This window comes from Mycobacterium spongiae (assembly GCF_018278905.1).
GTDB lineage: Bacteria > Actinomycetota > Actinomycetes > Mycobacteriales > Mycobacteriaceae > Mycobacterium > Mycobacterium spongiae.
In genome coordinates, this window is record NZ_CP046600.1 from 5,100,962 (window position 1) to 5,126,122 (window position 25,161).

Sequence of the window (25,161 nt, forward strand, 5' to 3'; positions counted from 1 at the left end):
CGGCGTTGCACCGCACCGACACCGCATTGCGCTGACGGCGGAGCATTCCTGCGGACCGAAACGGGGGTCTGCTCGAACGAACTACCGCGGCAGTCCGAGCAGCCGCTCGGCGGCCACCGTGAGCAGGATCTGCTCGGTACCGCCGGCGATGGTGAGGCACCGGGTGTTGAGGAAGTCGAACACCGCCCGATTCTCGACGAGGCCACCACCGTCGGACACATCCATCATGTATTCGGCCAGCGCCTGCCGGTAGCGCACGCCGATAAGCTTGCGCACGCTGGATTGCGCTCCGGGATCCTGGCCACCCACCGCGAGTTGGGCGATGCGCTGATCGAGCAGCGCACCCGTGGCCGCGATGACGATCAATCCCGCTAGCCGGTCCTGCTGGGCAACGTCAAGTTCGATCTGCGCCAGCACTGCAAGCAGCTCCTCCATCGGATCACCCAAGGCGGTCCCGGTGGCCATCGCGACCCGCTCGTTGGCCAAAGTGGTGCGAGCAAGCCGCCAACCGTCGTTGACAGCGCCGACAACCATCTCGTCGGCGACGAAGACGTTGTCCAGGAACACCTCGTTGAACAACGCGTCACCGGTGATCTCGCGCAGCGGCCGGATCTCGATGCCCGGTGACGCCATGTCCAACAGGAAGTACGTGATGCCCTTGTGCTTGGGCGCGTCCGGATCGGTGCGGGCCAAGCACACACCCCACTTCGCCAGATGGGCCTTGGACGTCCACACCTTCTGCCCGGTGAGCAGCCAGCCGCCATCCGTCCGAACCGCCCTGGTGCGCAGCGATGCCAGGTCCGAGCCAGCTCCGGGCTCGGAAAACAGCTGGCACCAAAGGAATTCACCGCGCAGCGTCGCCGGCACGAAGCGCTCGATTTGTTCGGGCGTGCCGTGCTCGAGGAGGGTTGGCGCCGCCCACCAACCGATCACGAGGTCCGGCCGCACCACACCGGCCGCCGCGAGCTCCTGGTCGATCAGCAACTGCTCGGCTGGCGAGGCATTGCGCCCGTGCGGCGCTGGCCAATGCGGCGCCAGCAGCCCAGCCTCGGCCAGGGCCACCTGCCGTTTCTCCTCGGGCAAAGTCGCGACCTCCGCGACGGCCGCGGCGATTCCGGGTCGCTGATCGGCGACCTCGGAAAGGTCGATACCGAGATGGCGACGGACACCGTCGGACGTCAGGGCCGCGACGCGACGCAACCAGTGTTGGGCACCGCCAAGGAACCGGCCAATACTGTGCGCCCGACGCAGGTACAGATGTGCGTCGTGCTCCCACGTGCACCCGATGCCACCGAGCACCTGGATGCAGTCCCTGACATTGGCCTTGGCGGCGGTGATGCCGATGCTCGCGGCCAACGCCGCGGCGATCGATAGCTGGCCGGGATCGGACTCATCCCCAGCCCTGGCGGCATCTGCAGCAGCCACCTCGGCCTGCTCGGCGCGACACAGCATCTCCGCGCAGAGGTGCTTGATGGCCTGGAAGCTGCCGATCGGTTTCCCGAATTGCTCTCTCACCTTGGCATAGGCGACCGCGGTATCCAGTGCCCACCGGGTCACGCCGGCGGCCTCGGCCGCGAGGACAGTCGCGGCTAGGTCTTCGACCCGCGGTCCGAGGTCGGGCAGCACTGCCACCGGAGCAGAAGTTAGCACCACCCGGGCCAGTGGCCGAGAGAAGTCCGTGGCCTGCAACGACTGCACCTCGACGCCCGAGCTGGTGGTGTCGACCAGCAACCAGGCCCGGTCGGCCGGCACCAGCACGAGGCCGCCGGGCGCACCGCCGAGCACCCATGGGATGGGGCCCGAGGCCCGCGAGTTGTTTGAGTCGACCTGAACGTCACCGCCCAACGCCACGCCGGCGAAGCGGTCACCTGAAGCCAGCGCGCTCGCCAGTTCTGCCGCCGTCGGCAGTTCCGCAGAGACGGCCTCGGAGAGGACCACACTGGCAATGGCTGTCGTCGCGACCGGCCCCGGCACCAGCGACTTTGCGGCCTCTTCGACCATGGCGCACATGTCCGCGATGCTGCCCCCGGCACCGCCGATGTCCTCGGGCACGGCGACACCAAACAAGCCCAGGTCGGCCAGACCGGAGAACAGCGGGCGCCAGACGTCGGCGCTTGCCTGAGTGCCTGCCTGATCCTCGCGGTGTTCGTCCCGGTGTTCGTCTCCTGGTTCGTCCTCCTGTTGGCCGCCGTGCTCCATCTCGCGCACTGCGGCCGTCGCAGCGGCGCCAGACGCCGCCGTGCGAGCCCAGTCACGCACTAACTCGCGTGCCGCGAACTGTTCGTCGGTGACGGTCACTAGCACCTGTAGTCCTCCGCGTCCTCAAGTTCACATGCCTGAACATGTCCCAGAAGCATTCTTACTCACTAGAACGTGTTCTAATAGTGCATACAACTAGCCGTCAAGTCGCACGCTATTACGCCAGGACACTGCATGCACCGACAGGTTTTACCGACAGCGGGAGGTGGGAGATTTACGCACGACAAGCGTATCGTTGGCGAGCCAACCGCCCGGGAAAGGAGCTGTCCCCTCGATGTCGCCAGCGAACACGAACCGGGGACCTGTTCCCGACACACAACCTCGTGAGGTCATAGACGTGGCGGTGTTGGCAGAGTCCGAGCTCGGGTCGGAAGCGCAACGGGAGCGCCGCAAGCGCATCCTGGACGCCACCATGGCGATCGCGTCGAAAGGCGGCTACGAGGCGGTTCAAATGCGCGCCGTGGCGGATCGGGCCGACGTTGCCGTCGGCACCCTGTACCGTTACTTCCCGTCGAAAGTGCATTTGCTGGTATCCGCGCTGGGCCGGGAATTCAGCCGCATCGACGCCAAAACCGACCGCTCTGCGGTTGCCGGCGCCACTCCCTTCCAGCGGCTTACCTTCATGATCGGCAAGCTCAACCGCGCGATGCAGCGCAATCCGCTGCTCACCGAGGCAATGACCCGTGCCTACGTCTTTGCCGACGCGTCGGCAGCCAGCGAGGTCGACCAAGTCGAAAAGCTCATCGACAGCATGTTCGCGCGCGCGATGGCCGAGGGCCAGCCGAGCGAGGAGCAGTACCGCATCGCCCGGGTCATTTCGGACGTGTGGTTGTCCAATCTGCTTGCCTGGCTGACGCGGCGAGCCTCGGCCACCGATGTCAGCAAACGGCTGGACCTGGCTGTCCGACTGTTGATCGGCGACCAGCAGAGCGCCTGACTCGCACCACGGGCCGGCGGCTGCTGGCTACGCCGGGCCCGCGGTCCGACCCCGGATCAGCTCGGTGCCCAGTACTTCGATGACTGGCAGACCGGATCGTGGCGGCTTCAACAGCAGCTCACCCGCGCGGCGACCCTTGTGCAGGCTAGGCTGCGACACCGTGGTCAATCCGCGACTGATGGCTTCGGGTACCCCATCGAAACCCGTGACCGTCATCTGTCCTGGTACGTAAATGCCGTGTCCCCGTAGGTAATCCATCGCCGACAGCGCCAGTATGTCCGCCGTGCACATCAACGCGGTAATCCGCGGATTGGCCTCGAGCGCCACCTTGGCCGCGGTCCCACCCGACGTCGCCACGTTCTCATAACTTTCCACCACGATCAGCGAATCCGGATCAACACCGGCAGCTGTCATCGCCTCCCAGACGCCGGTGATGCGTTCGCGCTGCACGTCGAAAGTCGGCGACTTCAGCCTTTCGGTGTCCACCAAATCCTGGCGTCGGTCCCGGCCCAGCCGCATGGTCAGCAGTCCGATCTCGCGGTGCCCCAACCCGAGCACATAGTCGGCGATCGCGCGCATTGCCGCCCGATCGTCGATACCCACGCGCGACACCCCCGGAAGGTCTTTCGGCTGGTCGACCACCACCACCGGCAGCCGTCGCTGCAGTACCACCTCGAGATAGGGATCGTCATCGCACACCGAATACACCACGAAACCGTCCACCCCGGCCGCCAGCACGGCAGAGCTGCCGTCCGCGAGGCTGCGACTCGGACCGACGGCTACCAGCAGCAGCCCCTGACCCAACTCCTCGCACGATTGCGCCAGTCCCGCAACGAAATCCCGCGCTGCCGGATCACTGAAGGAATAGCTCAGCGCTTCGGTCATCACCAGGCCAACCGCACCAGCTCTGCGGGTCCGCAGAGATCGCGCCACGGGGTCGGGTCCCGCATAGCCCATCCGCTTGGCCGTGGCGAGCACTCGCTCACGTAGGTCGGCGGACAGTTGATCCGGTCGGTTGAAGGCATTCGAAATAGTGGTGCGCGACACATTAAGCTCGGCTGCCAACGACGCCAGAGTCGCCCGCCCGCGCGGTGTGGGACTCACGTCCGGTGAGGTTACAGCGGGCCCTACGACTGGCGCTTATGCGGCCGTGGCAGGCCTGCCGCGCAACTTTGTAATGGAAACCATTTTCATTACGATTATCGGGCGGCTGAGCGGGCCGCGCGAAAGGAAACACAAGTGCCAAGAGTGCTAGCCCGGGCGGCAAGCTTGTTGTGCGCGACTTTCGTCACTCTGATCGGTTCTACCGCTCTGATCGGCTGTGCAACCGATGGTCCGGCGCACCCTGGCGCACTCGATGTGGTGGCCTCCACGGACGTCTGGGGCAGCGTGGCACGTGCCGTCACCGGCGGGCACATCCCGGTCAAGTCCATCCTGAGCGGTGCCGATGTCGACCCGCATTCGTACCAGGCGACCCCCGCGGACGCTGCCGCGATCGTCGATGCGGAGCTGGTGGTCTACAACGGCGGCGGTTACGACCCATGGGTGGACCAGGTGTTGGCCGGTCATCCCGGTGTCGAGTCGGTCGATGCCTACTCGCTTCTCGGTGCCGAGACCGACGGATCCACGCCCAATGAGCATGTCTTTTACGACCTGAATGTCGCCAAGGCGGTCGCAGCGACGGTCGCGGACCGGTTGGCGGCTATCGACCCGCCCAATGCCGGGGACTACCGGGCGAACGCTGCGGAATTCAGTCGCGGCGCCGACGCGATCGCAATTTCCCAAAAGGCGATCGCTTCCACCTACCCCGATGTCGCTGTCATCGCGACCGATCCCGTCGTGCACTACCTGCTGGCGGCATCCGGCCTGACGAACCGAACACCGGCCACCTTCTTGGCAGCGAACGAAAACGACAGCGACCCTTCTCCGGCCGACATGGCGGCCGTTCTGGACATGATCGCTGGCCGGGAGGTCGCCGCGTTGCTGGTCGATCCCCAGACGGCCACCACCGCAACCGACGACCTACAGGTGGCCGCTCGGCGCGCCGGGGTGCCCATCACCGAGGTGACGGAGACCCTGCCCGACGGAACCGACTACCTAACGTGGCAGCGCAGCACTGTCGACCAATTGACCGCTGCGCTGCGGTCAGGCCGCTAGTGAACGCCGGTGACTGAGCACACGGTCGCGCTAGCCGGCGCCCGGCTGGCATTCAGTGACCGGGTGCTGTGGGACCACCTCGACCTATCGGTTTCGCCGGGCGAGTTCATCGCGGTGCTGGGTCCCAATGGCACCGGCAAGACGTCGCTGCTCAAGGTGCTGCTTGGACAACTGCCGCTCAGTGCCGGCATGGCACTGGTGAACGGCGCTCCGGTCACCGCGGGCAACGCGCGCATCGGTTATGTGCCGCAACACCGCCCGATCGACCGAGAGGTGATGCTGCGCGGGCGCGACCTGGTTCGCCTGGGCATCGATGGACGCCGCTGGGGCGTGATGCCGCTTCGGTCCGCGGATCGGGCGCAGCGCCGCCAAACCGTCCGCCGGGCGCTGCGCCAGGTCAATGGCGAACGGCTCGCCGATGTCCGGGTCGGGCTGATGTCGGGCGGGGAGTTGCAGCGGGTCCGCATCGCGCAGGCGCTGGCCAGCGACCCGACGCTGATGCTGTGCGATGAACCGCTGCTGACCCTGGATCCGGCCAACGCCAAGCTGGTGTCGGAGCTGATCGACCGGCGCCGCCGAGAAGCGGGAACTGCGGTCATGGTCGTCACCCACGAAGTCAACCCGATCCTGCCGTATGTGGACCGCGTGCTGTATCTGGTCGACGGACGATTCTTGATCGGCACCGTCGAGGAGGTGATGACCACCGAAACGTTGTCGGCACTGTACCGGGCCAACATGCAGGTGGTGAAGGTCGTCCAGGGACGCGATGTCCGCTATGTGGTGATCGGCGAGCCGGAAGGACGCTCGCAGTGAACGATCGATTCAGCGACATGGTGGACAACTTCTTCTCGTTCGACATCACCGCCCACCTGCTGCGGCACGACTTCGTCCAGCAGGCGCTGGTCGCTGCGGCACTGCTGGGGCTGGTGGCCGGTCTGATCGGGCCGTTCATCGTGATGCGCCAGATGTCGTTCGCCGTTCATGGCTCTAGCGAATTGTCCTTGACTGGCGCCGCATTCGCCCTACTGGCCGGGTTTCACGTGGGGGTGGGCGCGCTGGTCGGCAGCGCCATGGCCGCGGCGCTGTTCGGAATCCTCGGTCAGCGAGCACGCGAACGCGACTCGGTCATCGGCGTGGTGTTGGCCTTCGGGCTGGGCCTGGCGGTCTTGTTCATCCATCTCTACCCGGGACGGACGGGGACCAGTTTTGCGCTGCTGACCGGCCAGATCGTCGGCGTCGGCTACTCCGGGCTGGCCATGCTGGCCGTGGTCTGCCTGCTCGTGGTTGCCGTGTTGACGCTCTGCTACCGACCCCTGTTGTTCGCCACCGTGGATCCGGAAGTCGCGGCAGCCCGCGGCGTACCAGTGCGCGCCCTTGGAATTGTGTTCGCCGCATTGGTCGGCGTGGTGGCGGCCCAGGCGGTCCAAATCGTCGGGGCGCTGCTGGTGATGTCGTTGCTCATCACGCCCGCCGCTGCGGCGGCCCGAGTGGTCGTGGCACCGGTCGCCGCGATCGCGGCATCGGTGATCTTCGCCGAGGTTTCCGCGGTCGGCGGCATCGTGCTGTCGCTAGCGCCTGGAGTCCCGGTCTCGGTGTTCGTAGCCACCATCTCCTTCCTGATCTACCTGATTTGCTGGCTGGTCGGGCAGCGCCGTCCCAACTGACTTCGGTTGCGGTTTGGCGCAGCTGCGCGGCTGCTGTCCGATCTCGATCAACACTTGACCGGAGCCCGCTCTGAAACTGGGCCATCACAACCAACTTGCCTTGTGATGGCACCTGTTGGACCGCCGCGCCGTTGCCTGAGATGGAATCGGTATGGGCGTAGGGTGATTCGGCGCATTCGAGTCGGTCGCATTTCACAGACGGCTTCGCTGGCGGACTTCCGGCCGGGGGGCTATGCTGTCGATGCCAAAATCTGCCGCCGGATGCGATAGTGGCTCATATGTGACGAATCACGGTTTTTGGCAGGGTAATTGGGCGACCATGACGGTCGGCCCAGCTCACCTAGGAGGGGCAACGCGCCGATCTGGAGCTACCCTCGGACGTTTCTTCGGAATAGGAGTCGGAGATGCAATCCATAAGTATGGTCTGGTTATTGCCGGTAATCGCCGCGGCGGGAGCACTGCAGGCGGTCGGCGTACCCATGAACGCGGTGCTGCGCAGTTCGCTGGTCAACCCCTGGTTAGCCTCGCTGGTGTCGTTCGGCTTGATCGTAGCGGCGTTCCTCATCATCGTGGCGGTGTTCCCACGACCGCTGCCCACTGCAGAAGCGATCTCGGCGATGCCGTGGTGGGCTCCGCTCGGTGGCATCGTGGGCGCGTTCGCGGTGGTGGCCGGATTGTTGTTCGTCGACAAGGTCGGTGCGGGCGTGTTCGCGGCGTTTCTGGTCAGTGCCAACGTGATCATGTCGGTGGTGATCGATCATTTCGGTTGGCTCCATGTGCCCGAACATCCGATCACGCCGGTGCGTGCGGTGGGTGCGGTGGCCCTGGTTACCGGTGTCGCATTGATCACCGCAGTGTGAGCCTGCCGACCATGTGCCCCCGCTAGCGGGGGCGTAGCCAATCGGCGCCAATCTCGTTGCTGCTGCCGGTGATCGCCAGCCGATGTCGTAAGCTGGGTCTCCGTGACCTCCGTCGACCTCAACGCCGACTTGGGTGAGGGGTTCGGCGTCTGGCAGCTTGGCGACGACGACGCCATGCTCGAGATCGTCACCAGCGCCAACGTCGCGTGCGGATTTCATGCTGGTGACCCCACTGGTTTATTGCGGGTCTGCCGGTCCGCTGCTCAACGCGGCGTGCGCATCGGCGCCCAAGTGAGCTACCGCGACCTGGCCGGGTTCGGCAGACGGTTCATCGATGTCGACCCCGACGACCTGCTCGCCGATATCGTGTATCAGATCGGTGGATTGCGGGCCATCGCGGAGGCATCCGGTTCTACCGTTTCCTATGTGAAACCTCATGGTGCTCTTTATAATACGATCGTGAAGAACCGTGAGCAGGCGGCCGCTGTCGTTGCGGCCGTGCACACCGTGGACAGTCGATTGCCGGTGCTGGGGATGGCGCATTCGGTGTTTTTCGACGAAGCCGCCCGCCTGGGATTACGGACAGTTGCCGAGGCTTTCGCCGATCGCGCCTACCAGCCAGACGGTCGCCTGGTCCCCCGCCGCCAACCCGGTGCGCTGCTGACGGATCCGGTGGCCATCGCACAGCGGGTGGTGACCATGGTGACCGCCGGCACGGTGCCCACGGTCGACGGCTCACCTCTCGACATTGAAGTGAAATCCGTTTGTGTACATGGTGATTCACCAGGTGCCGTCCGGATCGCAGCAGCGGTGCGCGACCACCTCAACGCCGCCGGCATCGAGTTGGGAGCGTTTAGCTGATGCGCTTGAAACTAGGCCGCCCCGATCTCACCCGGTATTCGAACCGGTTCAGTGTTCCTGCCGCCGAAGCTGATTCGCCGCTATGGGTGACATGGATGGGCGTGGCGACGCTGCTCCTCGACGACGGGTCGGCCGCGTTGATGACCGACGGCTACTTTTCCCGCCCCGGCCTGGCTAAGGTGGTCGCCGGCACAGTGTCACCGTCCGCGCCGCGCGTCGACGGCTGCCTGGCTAGGGCCAACGTGTCGCGCCTTGCGGCCGTCATCCCGGTGCACACCCACATCGACCATGTGATGGACTCCGCAGTGGTTGCCGACCGCACCGACGCACAGCTGGTCGGGGGCGAGTCGGCGGCCAACGTCGGGCGTGGCCACGGGCTGCCCGAGGACCGCCTCGTCGTCGCCGTCCCCGGCGAACCAATTCATCTCGGTTCCTTCGTAGTTACGTTGGTGGAATCCCATCACTGCCCACCCGACCGGTACCCCGGGGTGATCGACGCACCGTTGATACCACCGGTTAGGGCATCGAAGTACCGATGCGGTGAGGCGTGGTCGACATTGGTGCAACACCTACCGTCGGGGCGTCGGCTGCTGATCCAAGGTAGCGCCGGTTTCGTCAAGGGCGCCCTCGCCGACTACCATGCCGATGCGGTCTATCTGAGCGTCGGCCAGCTGGGCCTGCAACCCCCGTCATATGTCGTCGACTATTGGACCGAGACGGTCCGCGCTGTCGGCGCGCGCAGGGTGGTTCTCATCCACTGGGACGACTTCTTCCGCCCACTATCAAAGCCATTGCGCGCCGTGCCCTATGCAGGCGACGACCTAGACGAATCCATCCGCATCCTCGATGAGCTGGCCACACACGACGGCGTTGCACTAGAGCTGCCGACAGCGTGGCGGCGCGAGGATCCCTGGATGTGAAACGTCGCGGCCCTTGATACTTGCTCTCGCGCTGATCCTGCTGGCTGTCGTACTCGGGTTCGCGGTTGCTCGCCCACGAGGCTGGCCGGAGGCCGCGGCAGCCGTTCCGGCGGCGATCATTCTGATTGGCGTCGGCGCGATCTCGCCGGATCAGGCGCTGGATGAGGTTTCGGGGCTGGCGCGGGTAGTCGCTTTCCTGGGCGCAGTTCTGCTGCTGGCCAAGCTGTGCGACGACGAAGGCCTGTTCGAGGCCGCTGGTGCCGCGATGGCGCGGGCCAGCGACGGAGCGCACGGACTGCTACGCCAGGTGTTCATGGTTTCCGCCACCATCACCGCCGCACTCGGCCTCGACGCCACGATCGTACTGTTGACCCCCGCGGTGCTGGCCACGGTCCGCCGGGTGCGCACCCCGGTACGCCCGTACGCCTACGCCACGGCCCATCTGGCCAACGCCGCCTCGCTGCTGTTGCCGGTATCGAACCTGACCAACCTGCTCGCCTTCCGTTTCGCCGATCTGTCGTTCACCAAGTTCACGGTGCTGATGGCGCTTCCGTGGCTGTCCGCAGTGGCCGCGGTGTATGTGGTCTTCCGGTGGTTTTTTGCCGCCGATCTGCGCGAGCCGCCAGATCCGCGAGAGCACGGTCCACCGCAACAGCCACCGGTATTCGTCCTGGCGGTTGTGGCGCTCACGCTCGCCGGCTTCGCGGTCGCGCACTCGCTGCACGTGGCCCCCGCGTGGGCGGCGCTGGCCGGCGCGTCGGTACTGGCGGTGCGCAGCCTGCGCCACGGCCACACCTCGATTGCGGAGATGGCGCGCGCTTTGAACGTGCCCTTCTTGGTATTTGTGCTGGCACTGGGCGTGGTCGTGCATGCGGTCATGCTCAACGGGATGGCCGCCAGGATGTCCCCGCTGCTGCCAAGCGGTTCGGGCCTGCCAGCCCTCTTGGGTATCGCCGCGGTGGCCGCCGTACTGGCCAACGTCGTCAACAACCTGCCCGCAACCCTGGTCCTGGTGCCGCTGGCTGCAGCTAGCGGCCCGGCAGCGATCCTGGCCGTGTTGATCGGGGTCAACGTAGGGCCAAACCTGACCTACGTGGGCTCGCTGTCCAACCTGTTGTGGCGCCGGGTCCTGCGCAACCACAATGTCGACGCCAGCGTCGGCGAATACACCCGCCTGGGACTGTGCACGGTACCCACCGCACTCGTGATGGCGGTCCTCGCGCTCTGGGCCAGCACCCGGGTGCTAGGTGTCTAGGGCCAGCAGTGCGAGAGGTGCTGCCACGTCGTTAACTTCGCCGCTGGCGGGCGATTTCGGCCAGCACTACTCCGGCGGCCACCGATGCATTGAGCGACTCGGTGGCACCCGCCATCGGGATCGACACCACTTCGTCGCAGTTCTGCCGCACCAGCCGAGAAAGCCCCTTGCCTTCCGACCCGACAACCACCACCAGCGAATCGGCGCCGTCCAGTTCGTCGACGGTACTGTCACCTCCGGCGTCGAGCCCGATCACCCGCAGCCCGCGCTCAGCCCAATCCTTCAGAGTCCTGGTGAGATTGGTGGCCCGCGCAACCGGAATCCGCGCCGCGGCGCCGGCACTGGTGCGCCACGCCACGGCCGTCACCGATGCCGAACGACGCTGGGGAATCAGCACACCATCGCCACCAAACGCGGCCACCGACCGCACAATCGCCCCGAGGTTACGCGGATCTGAAATGTTGTCGAGCGCAACGAGCAGCGCCGGCGGGGAGTCGATGGCGGCCGCGAGCAGATCGTCGGGGTGGGCATAGTTGTACGGTGGCACCTGCAACGCAATGCCTTGATGCAGGTGGTTGGCCGTCATGCGGTCCAAGTCCGTGCGCGGCACCTCAAGTATCGCGATCCCCAACTCTGCTGCACGGGAGACGGATTCCGTCAGCCGCTGGTCAGCGTCGGTGCCGAGCGCTACGTAGAGCGCAGTGGCGGGAATTCGGGCACGCAGGCATTCGAGCACGGGATTTCGACCGACCACGGTCTCGGTCTCGTCGGTGCGCCTGACCTGTCGGGGCCGCTGCGTATTGGCGCGCTTGGCGGCGGGGTGATTGGGACGCATGTGGGCAGGCGGCGTGGGACCGCGCCCCTCCAGGCCGCGGCGGCGCTGGCCGCCCGAGCCGACCGTCGGACCTTTCTTGGTGCCGGCTTTGCGTACCGCCCCCCGGCGCCGCGAGTTACCGGCCATCTACTTGCCGTCACTACCCAGGGACCACTGTGGCCCGTCGGCGGTATCGGTGACCTCAATTCCAGCTTCCTTGAGGCGATCCCGAATCTGGTCGGCGAGAGCCCAATCGCGCTCCTCGCGCGCCTTTTGCCGGTTCGCCAGTTCGGCTCGAACCAATACGTCGACTGCCGCCAAAGCCGCCGGCGTCTCGTCGCGGGACTCCCAGCGTTCGTCAAGCGGGTCACAGCCCAGGATGCCCATCATCGCCCGAATCGCGCTGGCGCTCTCCAATGCGCCTTCGTGGTCGCCGGCGTCTAGCGCCCGGTTGCCTTCCGCACGGGCGTGATGCACCTCCGCTAGCGCGATGGGGACCGACAGGTCATCGTCGAGCGCTTCGGCGAACCGCGATGTCCACCGACCGGGGAGAACGACACCTACCCTGCTGCGCACGCGATGGAGGAAATCCTCTAGTCCGACATAGGCTTTCACCGCGTCCTGCAGCGCGGTTTCGGAGAACTCCAGCATCGACCGGTAGTGCGCGCTGCCGAGGTAATAGCGTAGTTCGGCCGGCCGGACGCGCTGCAGCATCGCCGGAATGGACAACACGTTGCCCAGCGACTTGCTCATCTTCTCCCCAGCCATGGTCACCCAGCCGTTGTGCAGCCAATAGCGGGCGAACCCATCGCCGGCGGCGCGGCTCTGCGCGATCTCATTCTCATGGTGCGGGAAGATTAAATCCATTCCACCACAATGAATATCGAACTCTGGCCCCAGGTAGCTGCGGGCCATTGCCGAACATTCCAAATGCCAGCCCGGACGTCCCCGGCCCCACGGGGTCGGCCACGATGGCTCACCAGGCTTCTCGCCTTTCCAGAGGGTGAAGTCGCGCTGATCACGCTTGCCGGCTGCCACACCCTCGCCCTGGTGCACATCGTCGATCCGGTGGCCCGATAGCTGCCCATACTCCGGGTAGCTGAGCACGTCGAAATACACATCCGAGCCGCCGGCCCGAAGATCTTGATAGGCGTGACCTGTCTGCATGAGGCGTTGGATCATCTCGACCATCTGGGTAATGTGCCCCGTGGCTCGGGGCTCTCCCGACGGGGGCAATACGCCCAGCGCGTCGTAGGCCGCGGTAAATGCGCGCTCGTGGGTGGCTGCCCACTCCCACCATGGACGGCCGGCCGCGGCAGCCTTGGCCAGAATCTTGTCTTCGATATCGGTCACGTTGCGGATGAAGGCGACGTCGAAGCCCCGCGCAAGCAGCCATCGCCGCAGGATGTCGAAGGCAACCCCACTACGGACGTGCCCGATATGCGGCTGGCCCTGCACGGTGGCCCCGCACAGGTAGATAGAAGCGTGGCCGGGCCGCAGCGGAACGAAGTCACGCACGGCACCAGACGCCGTGTCATGGAGCCGCAAGGCCGGGCGATCGGTCACGACGTGCCAGCTTACTGCCTGCATAAGGCTGGATTGGATTGCCCAGCCCGCGCAGGCGGCTGCTACCCGAATGCAGCGCGAATCATCGCCGTGCTACGACGGCCGGGCCGGGCCGCTCGGATAGGGGCGAGCCACAACCAAAGCCGTCGCAATGGCTGCCAAGCCTTCTCCGCGACCAGTCAGGCCAAGCCCATCGGTGGTAGTCGCTGACACCGATACCGGCGCGTTGAGTAGCCGCGACAGCACCGCCTGCGCCTCGTAGCGACGCCAGTCGATCTTTGGTCGGTTTCCAATGACCTGCACCGCAGCATTGCCAACCCGATAACCGTGCTGGGTAACCAGTTCGAGGACATGACGCAACATGTCGGCACCGCTGACCCCTTGCCATCGCGGATCGTCTGTTCCAAACACACCGCCAATATCGCCTAGCCCCGCGGCCGACAGCACGGCGTCGCACAGCGCATGGGCCGCAACGTCACCGTCGGAGTGTCCCGCGCAACCGTCGGCACTCGGAAACAACAGTCCCAGCAGCCAGCACGGCCGCCCCACTTCGATCGGATGGACATCGACACCCAGACCAACACGTGGCAGTTCGTTCACCGGCGCGCAATCGCTTGAGCCAGCAACAGATCCAGCTGGGTGGTGATCTTGAACGCCAGAGGGTCGCCCTCGACTACGTGAACGCGGCCGCCAGCGTGCTCAACGACAGAGGCGTCATCGGTGAATTCCGCGGCCGCACCATCGGCCGGGCGCTGCTGATAAGCGCGCAACAGCAAATCCGTGGCGAAACCCTGCGGCGTTTGCACCGCCCGCAAACCGGCCCGTTCCGGCGTTTCGAGCACCATCCCGTTGGCATCCACGGCCTTGATGGTGTCAGAGAGTGGCAACGCAGGCACCACCGCGGGCTCGCCGGCGCGCAGCGCGCCGACCACACGCGCGATCAACGCTGGCGGCGTCAGAGCCCGCGCGGCGTCGTGGACGAGGACAAACTCCGGGGCACCAGAGACTGCCGTCAATGCCAAGCGCACAGACTCGGTACGGGTAGCCCCGCCCGCTACGACCGCTGCTTTATCACCGAGGATCAGTTTCGCCTCATCGGTGAGATCCGGGGGCATCGCAACGACCACAGCGTCGATGACATCGGAATCCAGGAGACCCGCGACTGTCCATTCGACAAGGGTGCGCCCCTCAAGTGGACAAAATGCCTTGGGCACGCCGGCGGCCAGCCGTTTCCCCGAACCTGCGGCCGGGACCACCGCGACTACGGTGCCCGTTCCCCCGACCACGTAGAGCCTCGGGGTATTTCAGGACGCGTTCAGGAAGCCGCCGCCAGAACCTCGTCGAGGATGGTCTCCGCTTTGGCGTCGTCGGTGCTCTCCGCCAACGCCAACTCGCCAACCAGGATCTGACGGGCCTTGGCCAGCATCCGCTTTTCGCCAGCGGACAGGCCGCGCTCGCGGTCACGGCGCCACAGATCACGCACGACCTCGGCCACCTTGTTCACGTCCCCAGAGGCAAGCTTCTCGAGGTTGGCCTTGTACCGGCGCGACCAGTTGGTCGGCTCCTCGGTGTGCGGGGCACGCAAGACCTGGAAAACCTTATCGAGGCCTTCCTGGCCGACGACATCACGAACTCCGACGTACTCCGCGTTCTCAGCAGGTACTCGAACCGTTAGATCGCCCTGCGCCACTTTCAAGACGAGATATTCTTTTTGCTCCCCCTTGATGGTTCGGGTTTCGATCGCCTCGACTAACGCAGCACCGTGGTGTGGGTAGACAACGGTGTCCCCGACCTTGAAGATCATCAGATTCGAGCCCCTTTCGTTGCTTCAGTTTAACACGCGGCCAAACCGCGTGCGGAACAACGGTGCAGGTCAGGGGCTCAGCGAGAGCATATTGGGGGTTGACAGGCGAAAAGGAACGTGCATCAGCCGCCCCCGCCACGGACATACCTGGGGCTCCTCGTAGACACCGCGTAGCCACCGCGCGCGGGCTTGGTGCCGTCTGGCCGCAGCCGAGCCTGCCCGTTCAGCGGCCATTCGGCCAGCAGAACACCACAGATGTCCGATACAGGGCGACCGCAGCACGCCACCGCCACGGCTGCTGCGCTCGCATCCACTCGCTACGACCCGCCACAACGACGCCAGCCCGGTGAACCCCACACGTCCCCGCCGCTACCGCCGGCGGCACCGACCTACTACTGTGCATAGTTGAATGTGCATAGTTGAACCGCCGTGGCGATCCGCGGTGGGCGCAACCGCCGGCACCGCGCCGCGCCAAGCCTGAGCAGGAGGCAACCGAGTGAACCGCTTCAACGCGCGCCTGCGTCTCCCGCGGCTGCCCGCATGGCTTGCGAGCGCCCTGCTGATTGCGGTCGCACTGAGCGGTTGCGGCGCCGGACAGCTCTCGCAGACGGCCGCCCAACAGTCCGCCGTCAACGGCAACACGCTGACGATCAGCAACATCGCGCTGCGCGACATTCGCATCCAGGCCCAGCAGTGCACCTCGGATTTCCTACAACCCGGCAAAGCCGTCGAACTGGTTCTGGTGGCGGTAAACCAGTCTCCGGACACGGCGGACCAGCTGCTAGGCGTCAGCACCGATATCGGCACGGTGACCGTGACCGGCGACGCTCGACTGCCGGCAAGCGGGATGCTGTTTGTGGGTATTCCAGACGGCCAGATGGTGGCGCCGGGGCCGCTGCCCTCCAGCACGGCAGCGAAGGCGACGATCGTCTTGACCAAGCCCATCAGCAACGGCCTGACCTACGACTTCACCTTCAATTTCGAGAAGGCCGGCCAGGCCAGCGTCGCAGTGCCGATTTCGGCCGGGGTTGACCAACCGGAAGTCCAGGCGCCGGCTGACCATTCCTAGCTGTTCGATCGGCTGTCCGGTCGGCTGTCCGGTGGGCCTGTCACCCCCTCCCGATACCGTCACCGCGTGGCCAACGCACGCTCGCAGTATCGGTGCTCGCAATGCCGCCATCTCAGCGCCAAGTGGGTTGGACGCTGCCTGGCGTGCGGCGGTTGGGGCACGGTCGATGAGGTGACCGTGCTCAGCGCGGTCGGCAGCGGCCGACGTAGCGAAAGACCGGCCGCGATGCCTACGTCCCAAGCTGTTCCCATGAGCTCCGTAGAGCCGAACCTCAGCCAACACCGTTCCACAGGCGTAGCCGAACTCGACCGAGTTCTTGGCGGCGGCGTAGTTCCCGGTTCGGTGACGCTGCTCGCGGGTGATCCGGGCGTCGGCAAGTCGACCCTGCTACTCGAGGTGGCCCGCTCCGTAACGCAGTCGGGGCAGCGCGCGCTGTATGTCTCCGGCGAAGAGTCCGCCGGTCAGATTCGACTGCGCGCCGACCGGATCGGCTGCGGCAACGGGACCGACGAGGTCTTCTTGGCCGCAGAATCCGATGTGCACGTGGTGCTCGGCCACATTCAGGCGGTGCGCCCGGCTTTGGTGATCGTTGACTCCGTGCAAACCATGTCCACCGGCGACGCTGACGGCGTGGCCGGCGGAGTCACCCAGGTGCGCGCAGTCACCGCCGCGCTCACGGCCGCCACGAAAGCCGACGGCGTAGCGCTGATCCTGGTCGGCCACGTTACTAAGGACGGGGCGATCGCCGGCCCCCGCTCACTAGAACACCTCGTCGACGTCGTGCTGCATTTCGAAGGTGACCGCAACGGGACGTTGCGGATGCTCCGCGGTATCAAGAATAGGTTTGGAGCCGCTGACGAAGTCGGCTGTTTCCTGCTGCACGACAACGGAATCGACGGTATCGCCGATCCGTCTTACCTGTTCCTCGACCAGCGGCCGACACCAGTGGCCGGTACGGCCATCACCGTGACGCTAGACGGGAAGCGGCCACTCATCGGCGAAGTCCAAGCACTGCTAGCGACGCCCGGCGGCGGCTCGCCACGGCGCGCCGTCAGCGGGATCGACAACGCCCGCGCCGCGATGATCACCGCCGTCCTGGAAAAACACGCTGGCCTGCGCATCGCCACCAACGACATCTATCTGTCCACCGTTGGTGGGATGCGGTTGACCGACCCGTCATCGGACCTTGCGGTCGCGATCGCGCTAGCCTCCGCTGCTGCGAACCTGCCGCTGCCCACCACCGCCGTGATAATCGGCGAGGTGGGGCTCGCAGGAGACTTGCGACAAGTCAACGGCATGCAACGGCGGCTGAACGAAGCCGCCCGACAAGGTTTTACCATCGCGCTGATCCCGCCGGGTTGCGATGCGGTACCGGCAGGCCTGCAAGTGCTGTGTGCACCCACCGTCGTCGCTGCGCTAGACCACATGATCGATATTGCGGACCACCACAGCAGCGCTCTGGCTACCGCGCATCGGCTAGACACGGCTCAGCTCGTGGCCGGCACGTAGCAGAATGCACCCTGTGACTCGTCCAAACCTGCGTCAGGCTGTCGCTCGCCTCGCACCCGGCACCGGGCTGCGGGATGGCCTGGAACGCATCCTGCGCGGCCGCACCGGTGCCCTCATCGTGCTCGGCTGCGACGAGAACGTCGAGGCGATCTGCGATGGTGGCTTCCCGCTCGACGTGCGCTACGCGCCGACCCGGCTACGCGAGCTGTGCAAGATGGACGGCGCCGTCGTGTTGTCTACCGACGGCACCCGTTTCGTTCGGGCCAATGTCCAACTGGTTCCGGATCCGTCGATACCCACCGATGAATCCGGAACGCGCCACCGCTCGGCAGAACGGGCCGCGATCCAGACCGGCTATCCGGTGATCTCGGTCAGCCACTCAATGAACATCGTGACCGTCTACGTCGGCGGGCAGCGCCATGTGCTCACCGACTCGGCAACCATCCTGTCGCGAGCCAATCAGGCCATCGCAACGCTGGAACGCTACAAAGCCAGGTTTGACGAGGTCAGCCGGCAGCTATCCAGGGCGGAAATCGAGGATTTTGTCTCGCTGCGCGACGTGATGACGGTCGTGCAGCGCCTAGAGCTGGTCCGGCGAATCGGGTTGGTGATCGACTACGACGTCGTGGAGCTCGGCACCGATGGCCGACAGCTGCGTCTGCAGCTCGACGAGCTGCTAGGCGGCAACGACACCGCCCGAGAATTGATAACGCGCGACTACCACGCATCCCCGGAACCACCATCCAAGGCGCAGATCACTGCCACCCTTGAGGAGTTGGACAACCTATCGGACGCCGAGCTCCTCGATTTCACCGCACTAGCCAAGATTTTCGGATATCCAACAACAACCGAGGCACAGGATTCGGCGTTGAGCCCGCGCGGCTACCGCGCCATGGCCGGTATCCCGCGACTCCAGTTCGCCCACGCCGACCTGCTGGTCCGAGCGTTCGGAACGTTGCAGGATCTGCTGGCGGCAAGCGCCGGTGACCTGCAGTCCGTGGAAGGGATTGGCGAGATGTGGGCTCGTCACGTGCGGGAGGGGTTGTCGCAGCTGGCGGAGTCGACGATCGCGGACCACTGATCGGACTTGTCCCCGCGGATCCCGAGCGGATCCCCAGCAGACCACCGTGCACCTAGCGACCACCGCGGCCTAACCGGGCTACCCGCCGATCAGCGCCGATCAGCTAGCCCACGGGGGCATGCGCGGCCGCGGGCGGCGCCTCAGGCGGCGGCGCAGCGGCCGGACCTGGGGCAGGCACCGGCCCGGGTGGCGGTGGCGGTTGATTCAGGATGAACGGAACCGGACGCGAGCGCAGATTGCCCAGTTGCACGACGAGGTTGTAAGTGCCTGGACCGATCGCCGGCCGCGGCAATGGACAGCGCGGCGCGGACCCCATCCCGGTCCAGGTCACGGCGGTGGTCACCTGCTCACCCGGCGTGAATGTCTTGATCAATGTCTCGTTGGAGGGCGCACAGTCCAGGTTGGACCACAGCCGCTTGTTGTCTAGCGAGTAGACGTAGGCGGCGAGCACCGCAGCACCGACGTCACGTTTGCACGCCACCAGGCCGATGTTGGTGACCACCATGGTGAACTTCGGCTGGTCACCGATGTAGTACTGGGGTGAATTGGTCAGCCCCTTGACGGCCAAGGTCGAATCAGGGCAGTCATCCCCCTCCTTGAGAACCGGCGGCGGTTGCACCGCAGCTGTGGGGGTGGGGGTTTCGGGGTTTTGCCCCTGCGGCGGTGCGGCCGGAACTTCGCCTTCGGTTTGCCCAGCCGGCTGCGGCGCAGCAGACGCTGGCGAGTCCGGATTGCCTTGCGCTGAGCCCGGTTTCTCCGCGGCCGCCGGTTTCGCGCCGGAGCTGTGGCCGACGAACGCCACTACCGCAGCTACCGCGAGCCCGATGACGATGACCGCGATGCCCAGGGCCAGGCCCCTGCGGCGCCAGTAAATCTCAGTGGGAAGCGGGCCACGCGGTTCCAGATCCAGCACATTCACACCGTAGGCCCAGGTCACGCCGACTTGACTGACCCGCCTCGGCGTGTCGCCAGGTTAGCTGGCCAACCGCTGTGTTAGGGCCTCGGAGATCAGACCCGCTCGGCTAGTTCGCCGATGTCACCAATGTGGTCGCGCAACACCGCTTGCCCGTCGGCAAGTTGATAGGTGACCCCGACGATCGCCAGCTTACCGGCTGCGACCCGCTCCGAGATCGCCGTCGATCGCGACATGAGCTGCTCGACCGTCTCGTGGATGTGGCGTTGTTCGAACTCGTCGACTCGCGTCAGGCCGTCGCGCCTGCCCATCAATATGGACGGCGCCACCCGTTCCACCACGTCGCGAATGTAGCCCTCTGGCAAAGCTCCGCTGTCGAGCGCCGTCACTGCGGCCTTCACCGCACCGCAACTGTCATGGCCGAGGACGACCACGAGCTGGACATTGAGGACCGCCACCGCGAATTCGATAGAACCCAGCACCGCCGAGTCGATGACATGCCCGGCCGTGCGGATCACAAAAGTGTCGCCGAGGCCCTGGTCGAAAATGATCTCTGCGGCCACCCGGCTGTCAGAACAGCCGAAGATCGCCGCCGTGGGCTTCTGCCCAGCGGCAAGGCTCGCGCGATGCTCGACGCTCTGGCTCGGATGCTCGGGCTTGCCGGCAACGAATCGCTCGTTACCCTCGTACAGTGCTTTCCATGCGGTCGCCGGAGTGGGGATAGCCATGCCACGCATTCTGCCGCACCGCACTACGCCCGCGACACAGGTCCCGGCAGACGAGCTTGTTAACTGGTACCAACAATTCCGCCGCGACCTGCCCTGGCGCGAACCCGGCGTCAGCGCATGGCAGATTCTGGTCAGCGAATTCATGCTGCAGCAAACGCCGGTGTCGCGGGTGCTGCCCATCTGGACTGATTGGGTGCAACGTTGGCCAACCGCGTCGGCCACAGCCGCGGCGACGGCCGCCGACGTGCTGCGCGCCTGGGGAAAGCTGGGCTACCCGCGGCGGGCCAAGCGCCTGCACGAATGCGCGACGGTCATCGCGCGTGATTTCGGCGACGTGGTCCCCGACGACGTCGAGACCTTGCTAGCCCTGCCGGGCGTCGGTAGCTACACCGCCCGAGCGGTGGCGTGCTTCGCCTACCGCAAACGGGTGCCGGTGGTGGACACCAACGTGCGCCGCGTAGTCACCCGTGCGGTGCACGGCCGCGCCGACGCCGCTGCGCCCTCGCCGGCCCGCGACCACGCCGACGTCTCCGCCCTCTTGCCGGACGACGATGCCGCGCCGCTATTTTCGGTGGCGCTGATGGAATTGGGGGCAACGGTGTGTACCGCGAGGGCACCGCGCTGCGGTTTGTGCCCGCTGGCCAGGTGCGCATGGCGACAACGTGGCTATCCCCCCGCGGACGCTCCGCCGCGGCGAGCGCAGACTTACGCCGGAACCGACCGGCAAGTCCGCGGACGACTGCTGGACGTGTTGCGGGCCAGCGACTCTCCAGTTACCCGCGCTGAGCTTGACGTGGCCTGGCAGACGGATGGCGCCCAATGTGATCGGGCGCTGAACTCGCTGCTCGCTGACGGCCTGGTGACCCGGACGCTTGGTGGCCGGTTCTGCCTGGCGGGCGAGGAGTCGTGACCGCGCACGGTCACTGGGGCCTATTCCTCGCCGAAGCGGATAAACACAGCCAGAGCAATAATCACCACAGCGGTTGCGGCCCCGTAGTACAAGGTGTCCAGCGCGTTGGTCAGCAACATGCGCTCGACGAACTTGATCACGATGACGACGACAAGCACCTGGATAATCGGCCGTTTCAAATCGCCGAGGTTGCGCACTGTCAACCAGTCGGGCAGGTGAAGATCCGCGACGAATAGTTCGAAGAGGCCTAAGGCCACAATGAGTTGCACCGTCGCCACCAAGAACAGGTCAACAACTTCGAGCAAGCTGACGATCGCAGAATCCTGCCGCCAGCCCCCACGAGCGAGCACCACGATGAGATCCACCGCTCGCCCCGAAGCCCAGATCAAGGTGACGACAGTCGTCAGCGACAAACCGCACACGGCGATAACAGTGAAGAACCGGAGGCGTTCAAAAGCCGATCGCACGGTCTGTCATTGTGCACTGGCGCCCGGCCGGAGAGCCAGCGGGTGAGAACTTCGGCCCACGAAGCGCACCCAACCGGCACGTAGTCCCCAGGATGGCGGGTTCGTCCCCCTTTTGGGGGACACACTTGCCGCCACAAGTGGGCGGGCGGAGACTGGGCTGGGAGGTGGTGGCGGGTCAGATGCCAGTCCAATTGGCGGTCGCGCGCCGAGCGCATGAGGCCTCGGAAGTCGATGACCTCGGACGACGGGCGCACGAGACGGCTGCGCGGCTGTCTCGTGCGTTGACTGCTGCTAGGGACCTGGTCGACGTGCCCGCATGGGCTCCGTCGATGCCCGGTCGGCTGCTGGCCGAGGTTGGCGAGTACACCGACGTCGTAATCGATCGGTTGCTCGGCAAGATGCGGTCAAACCAGGCCGCAAGCTCGGAGCTGATCGCCATGTGCGAGTTGGTCGTCGAGCTACAACGATGTCGCAGCGAACAGCAACTCATCATGGCCGACGAACGCATCCGCATCCTTACCGCGGCTCAACGTAGCGACTCAATGCTCGGCTCCCAGCTCGATGTGGACGCCGTCCTCGAGCGCGCCGCTGCTGTTGCCTGCCGGGTATGTGGGCTTGATCGGTCGATGATCTTCCGGATGGGCAACGGATACTTGCATGCGGCGTCGACGTACTTCACCGACCATGACGAGTGGGCCGCGCAGTGCCACGCGCACGCCGAGGTGCATCCGGTCGATCTCAGCGCCCGACCGTTGGAGGCGGAGATGGTTCGACGCCGCTTGCCGGCGTTGATGACCGATACCTTGCACGACCCGCAAGCCTTCAAACCGATCGTGCACCGGATCCGCACCTCGAGCTACGTCGCGATTCCGGTGCTCGTCAACGGCAAGGTCACCGTGACCCTGCACCTTGACGCGTACTTTCGGGGTCGCGAGGTTGATGCTGGCGACCGTGACACCGCGGCGGTCTTCGCCAGCTCACTGGGCCGAGCACTTGAGCGTGCGTTCACCGCCGAGCAACTGCGATCGCAGCGCGCCGCCCTGTCGGAGCTCATCCGCGACACCAACCGTGACCTGGCGATGCTGGCGGGCGAGTCCACCGTTCTCACCGACGCGTCCCCAACGGCGTGCGCAACTACCACGGAGCCACACCGCTGGGTCGGAACACCTGCCACCTCCGTACGCCAGATTGGCCACCAGGCCCTGGCCAGCCTGACGCGCCGGGAGATGGAAGTTCTGGAACTCATGACGACGGGGGCCACCAACGTCGAGATCGCGCAACGGTTTTTCGTCGCCGAGGGCACCGTCAAGACCCACGTCAAGCGAATTCTGCGCAAGCTCAATGTGGGTAATCGGGGTCAGGCAGTTGCCATGTACCACCGCTGCACGTCGCGGTGATCGTTGATGTCAGGTATCCCTAAAGAGGGATAGCCGTCTCCCTTCGGATTGATCTTCGCCGAACTCCGTTGCCATCCACTGGCGTGGTGCCAACTATCGAGTTCAACCGCCCGCAGCGTCAAAAGCGCTCTTATGCATCATCTTTTCCGAAGGAGCACACAATGTCTGTCGTTGTCGATGAAGCTGATGTAAGAACCCGCAGCCGCAACGAGAACGTCGATCACTACATCAAGCGATATGTCTCGGGCTCGGGACACAGCGCCTACGACTGCGCTGTGATCGCGGGAAATGGCATCGGAGCCCAGGTTTTCGCCGCGCAGTTGGCCAAACACCCTCGGTTTGAAGGCCGGGTGACGATGGTGGCACCGCCGAACAACGAGTCACGGCGGTTGATCAACGGGGTGAGCCTGCGCGGCCTGGCGGCCGACTTCATCGCCTCGGCGCTGGGCACCGATCATGCGGGCTTATTGGCGCAGATCGCGGCTCCGGGTCCAGCGCCGGTGGCTCACCGGCAGACGGCGGCGATGGCGGTTCCCGACGGCCACCATTGGCGGTTCACTCGCACCGGCGCGTGGCAAGGTGGTCGCCGCGGCCGCGCCGAACCGATTGTCTACGGCATCCGCAATACCCGCCTGGTGGGCGGTATCTCGGAGCTGCTGGCCAATCGTGCCGTCACTGTCATCAACGAAAAGGTGGCGTCGCGGGCGCAACTGCGGAGTTTCGCTCTCGGGCGTAATCCGTTGCTGGTCAACGCCACCACGCAACCGACCCTGCTGGGCGGCGAATCCGCCCCGCCTAGACGCATGGTGCTGGCCGTGCAAGTTCCGCTGATCACGACCGCGTCCGGGCCCAGCGCACCGGCCCAGCACGATACGGCCATTGCGCCCCTGATCCGACGCGACGGAACGATCGACGTCGGCTACTACACACCGTTCAGCGATCCAGAGTCCCCGCGCTCGACCTGGTACGGCATCATCGCGCGGGTCGTCAACAGCGACTCCGGCTTCGACAAGCAGCGCGAACTAGACACGATGACCGACGAGCTCTACGGGCTCGCCGCGGCAATGGGAATGACCCCCGACGACCCCGAGGAAACATTGGGGCGTTGCTGTGTTCCGGCCGCGCCGTGGGAAAAGACGGCACCGTCGCAACCGGGCACCCTTGACCTCAAACGGATGTACTCGGGAGGGGCGCCGTGCTTCTACGCCGACGGCATGGTCTCGGCGGCTATTGGCGGTGTCCTCGGCGCCGAAGCCGTTGCCAGGGGCGACGATCCGGATCGCGCAATTCGACGTGCACTTCGCCGCTGGCGACGACACAACTTTCTGTGGTGGATCGAAACCAACCATATCGCCACGGTCGCCGACTACCTCCTGCGGATCAGCGTCCCCATCGCGATGGCATACCCACACTCGGCCGGCATCCGAATGTGGCGGTCGGCCGCATAGACGCGGACTCACAACGGAGTCTTCCATGATCGGATACGACGAATTCCGCAGGGGCATGCGGCGGTTGGCGGCCGGAGTCAGCATCATCTCCACGCAGAGCACCGCGGGACCGTTGGGCATCACCGCAACAGCGGTCACATCCCTGACACCAGATCCGCCTAGTGTGCTGTGCTGCGTCAACAAGAATCTCGTGGCCGGCAACGCGATCCGGCAGAATCGGTCGTTCTGCCTGAACTTGCTACGTCAGCAACATCATTCGCTAGCAAGGCGATTCGCCGGGATGGATGGAGTCAGCGGAACCGCCAAGTTCGACGAAGGCGCCTGGGTGACACTTGCCAGCGGTACCCCAGCGTTGGCCGATAGCCTGGTGTCCTTCGACTGCCAGCTCGACCGTGTGGTAGAGGCAGGCACCCACCATGTGCTTATCGGTGTCATCCACGAGATCCGACTCGGCGAGCTAGGCAACCCGCTGGTGTACTGCGGCGGCAATTTCACGAGCTTACTGCCACATTGACCGCTGGTCTCGAGACGCCCATGATGCG

General features: G+C 65.5%; 24 protein-coding genes and 1 pseudogene. 15 read left to right on the plus strand and 10 right to left on the minus strand.

Going from position 1 to position 25,161, the window contains the following annotated elements:
- Positions 1-81: 81 nt before the first annotated feature.
- The gene (locus tag F6B93_RS20555) at positions 82-2,304 is read right to left on the minus strand and encodes an acyl-CoA dehydrogenase family protein (RefSeq protein WP_211696726.1); all 2,223 of its coding nucleotides are present in this window, start codon (positions 2,302-2,304) and stop codon (positions 82-84) included.
- 292 nt (positions 2,305-2,596) lie between these two features.
- Between F6B93_RS20555 and kstR the strand changes: the two genes are divergently transcribed.
- A complete protein-coding gene (gene kstR, locus F6B93_RS20560; protein WP_211696727.1) occupies positions 2,597-3,196 on the plus strand; it encodes a cholesterol catabolism transcriptional regulator KstR in 600 nt (199 codons plus the stop codon).
- A 27-nt stretch (positions 3,197-3,223) separates the two neighbouring features.
- Here the strand turns inward: kstR and F6B93_RS20565 are convergent, their stop codons facing one another.
- Entirely contained in the window at positions 3,224-4,300 is a 1,077-nt protein-coding gene (locus tag F6B93_RS20565; RefSeq protein WP_211696728.1) for an Rv3575c family transcriptional regulator, read from the minus strand.
- A gap of 210 nt (positions 4,301-4,510) precedes the next feature.
- On the opposite strand from F6B93_RS20565, the pseudogene F6B93_RS20570 reads away from it, so the two are divergent.
- The 7 genes and pseudogenes from F6B93_RS20570 to F6B93_RS20600 form a co-directional block, all read left to right on the plus strand.
- Positions 4,511-5,350: pseudogene (locus tag F6B93_RS20570) on the plus strand (metal ABC transporter solute-binding protein, Zn/Mn family); the annotation flags it as partial.
- A 12-nt stretch (positions 5,351-5,362) separates the two neighbouring features.
- Positions 5,363-6,166, plus strand: a complete 804-nt coding sequence (locus tag F6B93_RS20575) for a metal ABC transporter ATP-binding protein (protein ID WP_211696730.1) — start codon at positions 5,363-5,365, stop codon at positions 6,164-6,166.
- A 17-nt stretch (positions 6,167-6,183) separates the two neighbouring features.
- Positions 6,184-7,017 (plus strand): metal ABC transporter permease, encoded by an 834-nt coding sequence (locus tag F6B93_RS20580; RefSeq protein WP_425518572.1) that lies wholly within the window; start codon positions 6,184-6,186, stop codon positions 7,015-7,017.
- Positions 7,018-7,421: 404 nt separating this feature from the next.
- Entirely contained in the window at positions 7,422-7,877 is a 456-nt protein-coding gene (locus F6B93_RS20585; RefSeq protein ID WP_211696732.1) for a DMT family transporter, read from the plus strand.
- A 102-nt stretch (positions 7,878-7,979) separates the two neighbouring features.
- Positions 7,980-8,738, plus strand: a complete 759-nt coding sequence (locus F6B93_RS20590; protein WP_211696733.1) for a LamB/YcsF family protein — start codon at positions 7,980-7,982, stop codon at positions 8,736-8,738.
- Positions 8,738-9,658 carry an MBL fold metallo-hydrolase gene (locus tag F6B93_RS20595; protein WP_211696734.1) on the plus strand — a complete coding sequence of 307 codons (921 nt, stop codon included), beginning with the start codon at positions 8,738-8,740 and terminating at the stop codon, positions 9,656-9,658. Before F6B93_RS20590 ends, F6B93_RS20595 begins: the two co-directional genes overlap by 1 nt.
- A gap of 13 nt (positions 9,659-9,671) precedes the next feature.
- A complete protein-coding gene (locus tag F6B93_RS20600) occupies positions 9,672-10,913 on the plus strand; it encodes an SLC13 family permease (protein ID WP_211696735.1) in 1,242 nt (413 codons plus the stop codon).
- Between the two features lie 31 nt (positions 10,914-10,944).
- Here F6B93_RS20600 and rlmB read toward each other — a convergent pair whose 3' ends face one another.
- From rlmB to carD, 5 genes are all read right to left on the minus strand, one after another.
- A complete protein-coding gene (gene rlmB / locus F6B93_RS20605; RefSeq protein ID WP_211696736.1) occupies positions 10,945-11,874 on the minus strand; it encodes a 23S rRNA (guanosine(2251)-2'-O)-methyltransferase RlmB in 930 nt (309 codons plus the stop codon).
- On the minus strand, positions 11,875-13,293 hold the full coding sequence (gene cysS / locus F6B93_RS20610; RefSeq protein ID WP_211696737.1) for a cysteine--tRNA ligase: 1,419 nt from the start codon (positions 13,291-13,293) through the stop codon (positions 11,875-11,877). It abuts the gene before it with no gap.
- Between the two features lie 93 nt (positions 13,294-13,386).
- A complete protein-coding gene (gene ispF, locus F6B93_RS20615) occupies positions 13,387-13,893 on the minus strand; it encodes a 2-C-methyl-D-erythritol 2,4-cyclodiphosphate synthase (protein WP_211696738.1) in 507 nt (168 codons plus the stop codon).
- Positions 13,890-14,579, minus strand: a complete 690-nt coding sequence (gene ispD / locus F6B93_RS20620) for a 2-C-methyl-D-erythritol 4-phosphate cytidylyltransferase (protein ID WP_211696739.1) — start codon at positions 14,577-14,579, stop codon at positions 13,890-13,892. The genes ispF and ispD overlap by 4 nt, the downstream gene beginning before the upstream one ends.
- 29 nt (positions 14,580-14,608) lie before the next feature.
- Positions 14,609-15,097, minus strand: a complete 489-nt coding sequence (carD, locus tag F6B93_RS20625; RefSeq protein ID WP_211696740.1) for an RNA polymerase-binding transcription factor CarD — start codon at positions 15,095-15,097, stop codon at positions 14,609-14,611.
- A gap of 496 nt (positions 15,098-15,593) precedes the next feature.
- Between carD and F6B93_RS20630 the strand changes: the two genes are divergently transcribed.
- The 3 genes from F6B93_RS20630 to disA all read left to right on the plus strand — a co-directional run bounded on the left by F6B93_RS20630 (position 15,594) and on the right by disA (position 18,756).
- Positions 15,594-16,166: a copper chaperone PCu(A)C domain-containing protein gene (locus F6B93_RS20630; protein WP_211696741.1), complete on the plus strand. Its 573-nt coding sequence runs from the start codon at positions 15,594-15,596 to the stop codon at positions 16,164-16,166.
- Positions 16,167-16,232: 66 nt separating this feature from the next.
- The gene (gene radA / locus F6B93_RS20635) at positions 16,233-17,675 is read left to right on the plus strand and encodes a DNA repair protein RadA (protein ID WP_211696742.1); all 1,443 of its coding nucleotides are present in this window, start codon (positions 16,233-16,235) and stop codon (positions 17,673-17,675) included.
- A gap of 4 nt (positions 17,676-17,679) precedes the next feature.
- On the plus strand, positions 17,680-18,756 hold the full coding sequence (gene disA, locus F6B93_RS20640) for a DNA integrity scanning diadenylate cyclase DisA (protein ID WP_211696743.1): 1,077 nt from the start codon (positions 17,680-17,682) through the stop codon (positions 18,754-18,756).
- Between the two features lie 103 nt (positions 18,757-18,859).
- Here the strand turns inward: disA and F6B93_RS20645 are convergent, their stop codons facing one another.
- Positions 18,860-19,669, minus strand: coding sequence for a hypothetical protein (locus F6B93_RS20645; RefSeq protein WP_211696744.1), 810 nt, complete (start codon positions 19,667-19,669; stop codon positions 18,860-18,862).
- A gap of 95 nt (positions 19,670-19,764) precedes the next feature.
- Positions 19,765-20,397, minus strand: a complete 633-nt coding sequence (locus F6B93_RS20650; RefSeq protein ID WP_211696745.1) for a carbonic anhydrase — start codon at positions 20,395-20,397, stop codon at positions 19,765-19,767.
- Here F6B93_RS20650 and F6B93_RS20655 point away from each other — a divergent pair.
- Complete coding sequence (locus F6B93_RS20655; RefSeq protein WP_211696746.1) at positions 20,396-21,307, plus strand: HhH-GPD family protein; 912 nt, start codon at positions 20,396-20,398, stop codon at positions 21,305-21,307. The genes F6B93_RS20650 and F6B93_RS20655 overlap by 2 nt on opposite strands.
- Positions 21,308-21,327: 20 nt before the next feature.
- On the opposite strand, the gene F6B93_RS20660 is transcribed toward F6B93_RS20655, so the two are convergent.
- The gene (locus F6B93_RS20660; protein ID WP_211696747.1) at positions 21,328-21,774 is read right to left on the minus strand and encodes a YqhA family protein; all 447 of its coding nucleotides are present in this window, start codon (positions 21,772-21,774) and stop codon (positions 21,328-21,330) included.
- Between the two features lie 179 nt (positions 21,775-21,953).
- Between F6B93_RS20660 and F6B93_RS20665 the strand changes: the two genes are divergently transcribed.
- From F6B93_RS20665 to F6B93_RS20675, 3 genes are all read left to right on the plus strand, one after another.
- Positions 21,954-23,171 (plus strand): LuxR C-terminal-related transcriptional regulator, encoded by a 1,218-nt coding sequence (locus tag F6B93_RS20665; RefSeq protein ID WP_211696748.1) that lies wholly within the window; start codon positions 21,954-21,956, stop codon positions 23,169-23,171.
- A 161-nt stretch (positions 23,172-23,332) separates the two neighbouring features.
- Positions 23,333-24,619 carry a hypothetical protein gene (locus F6B93_RS20670; RefSeq protein ID WP_211696749.1) on the plus strand — a complete coding sequence of 429 codons (1,287 nt, stop codon included), beginning with the start codon at positions 23,333-23,335 and terminating at the stop codon, positions 24,617-24,619.
- 25 nt (positions 24,620-24,644) lie between these two features.
- Positions 24,645-25,133: a flavin reductase family protein gene (locus F6B93_RS20675; protein ID WP_211696750.1), complete on the plus strand. Its 489-nt coding sequence runs from the start codon at positions 24,645-24,647 to the stop codon at positions 25,131-25,133.
- The last annotated feature ends 28 nt before the right edge of the window (positions 25,134-25,161 follow it).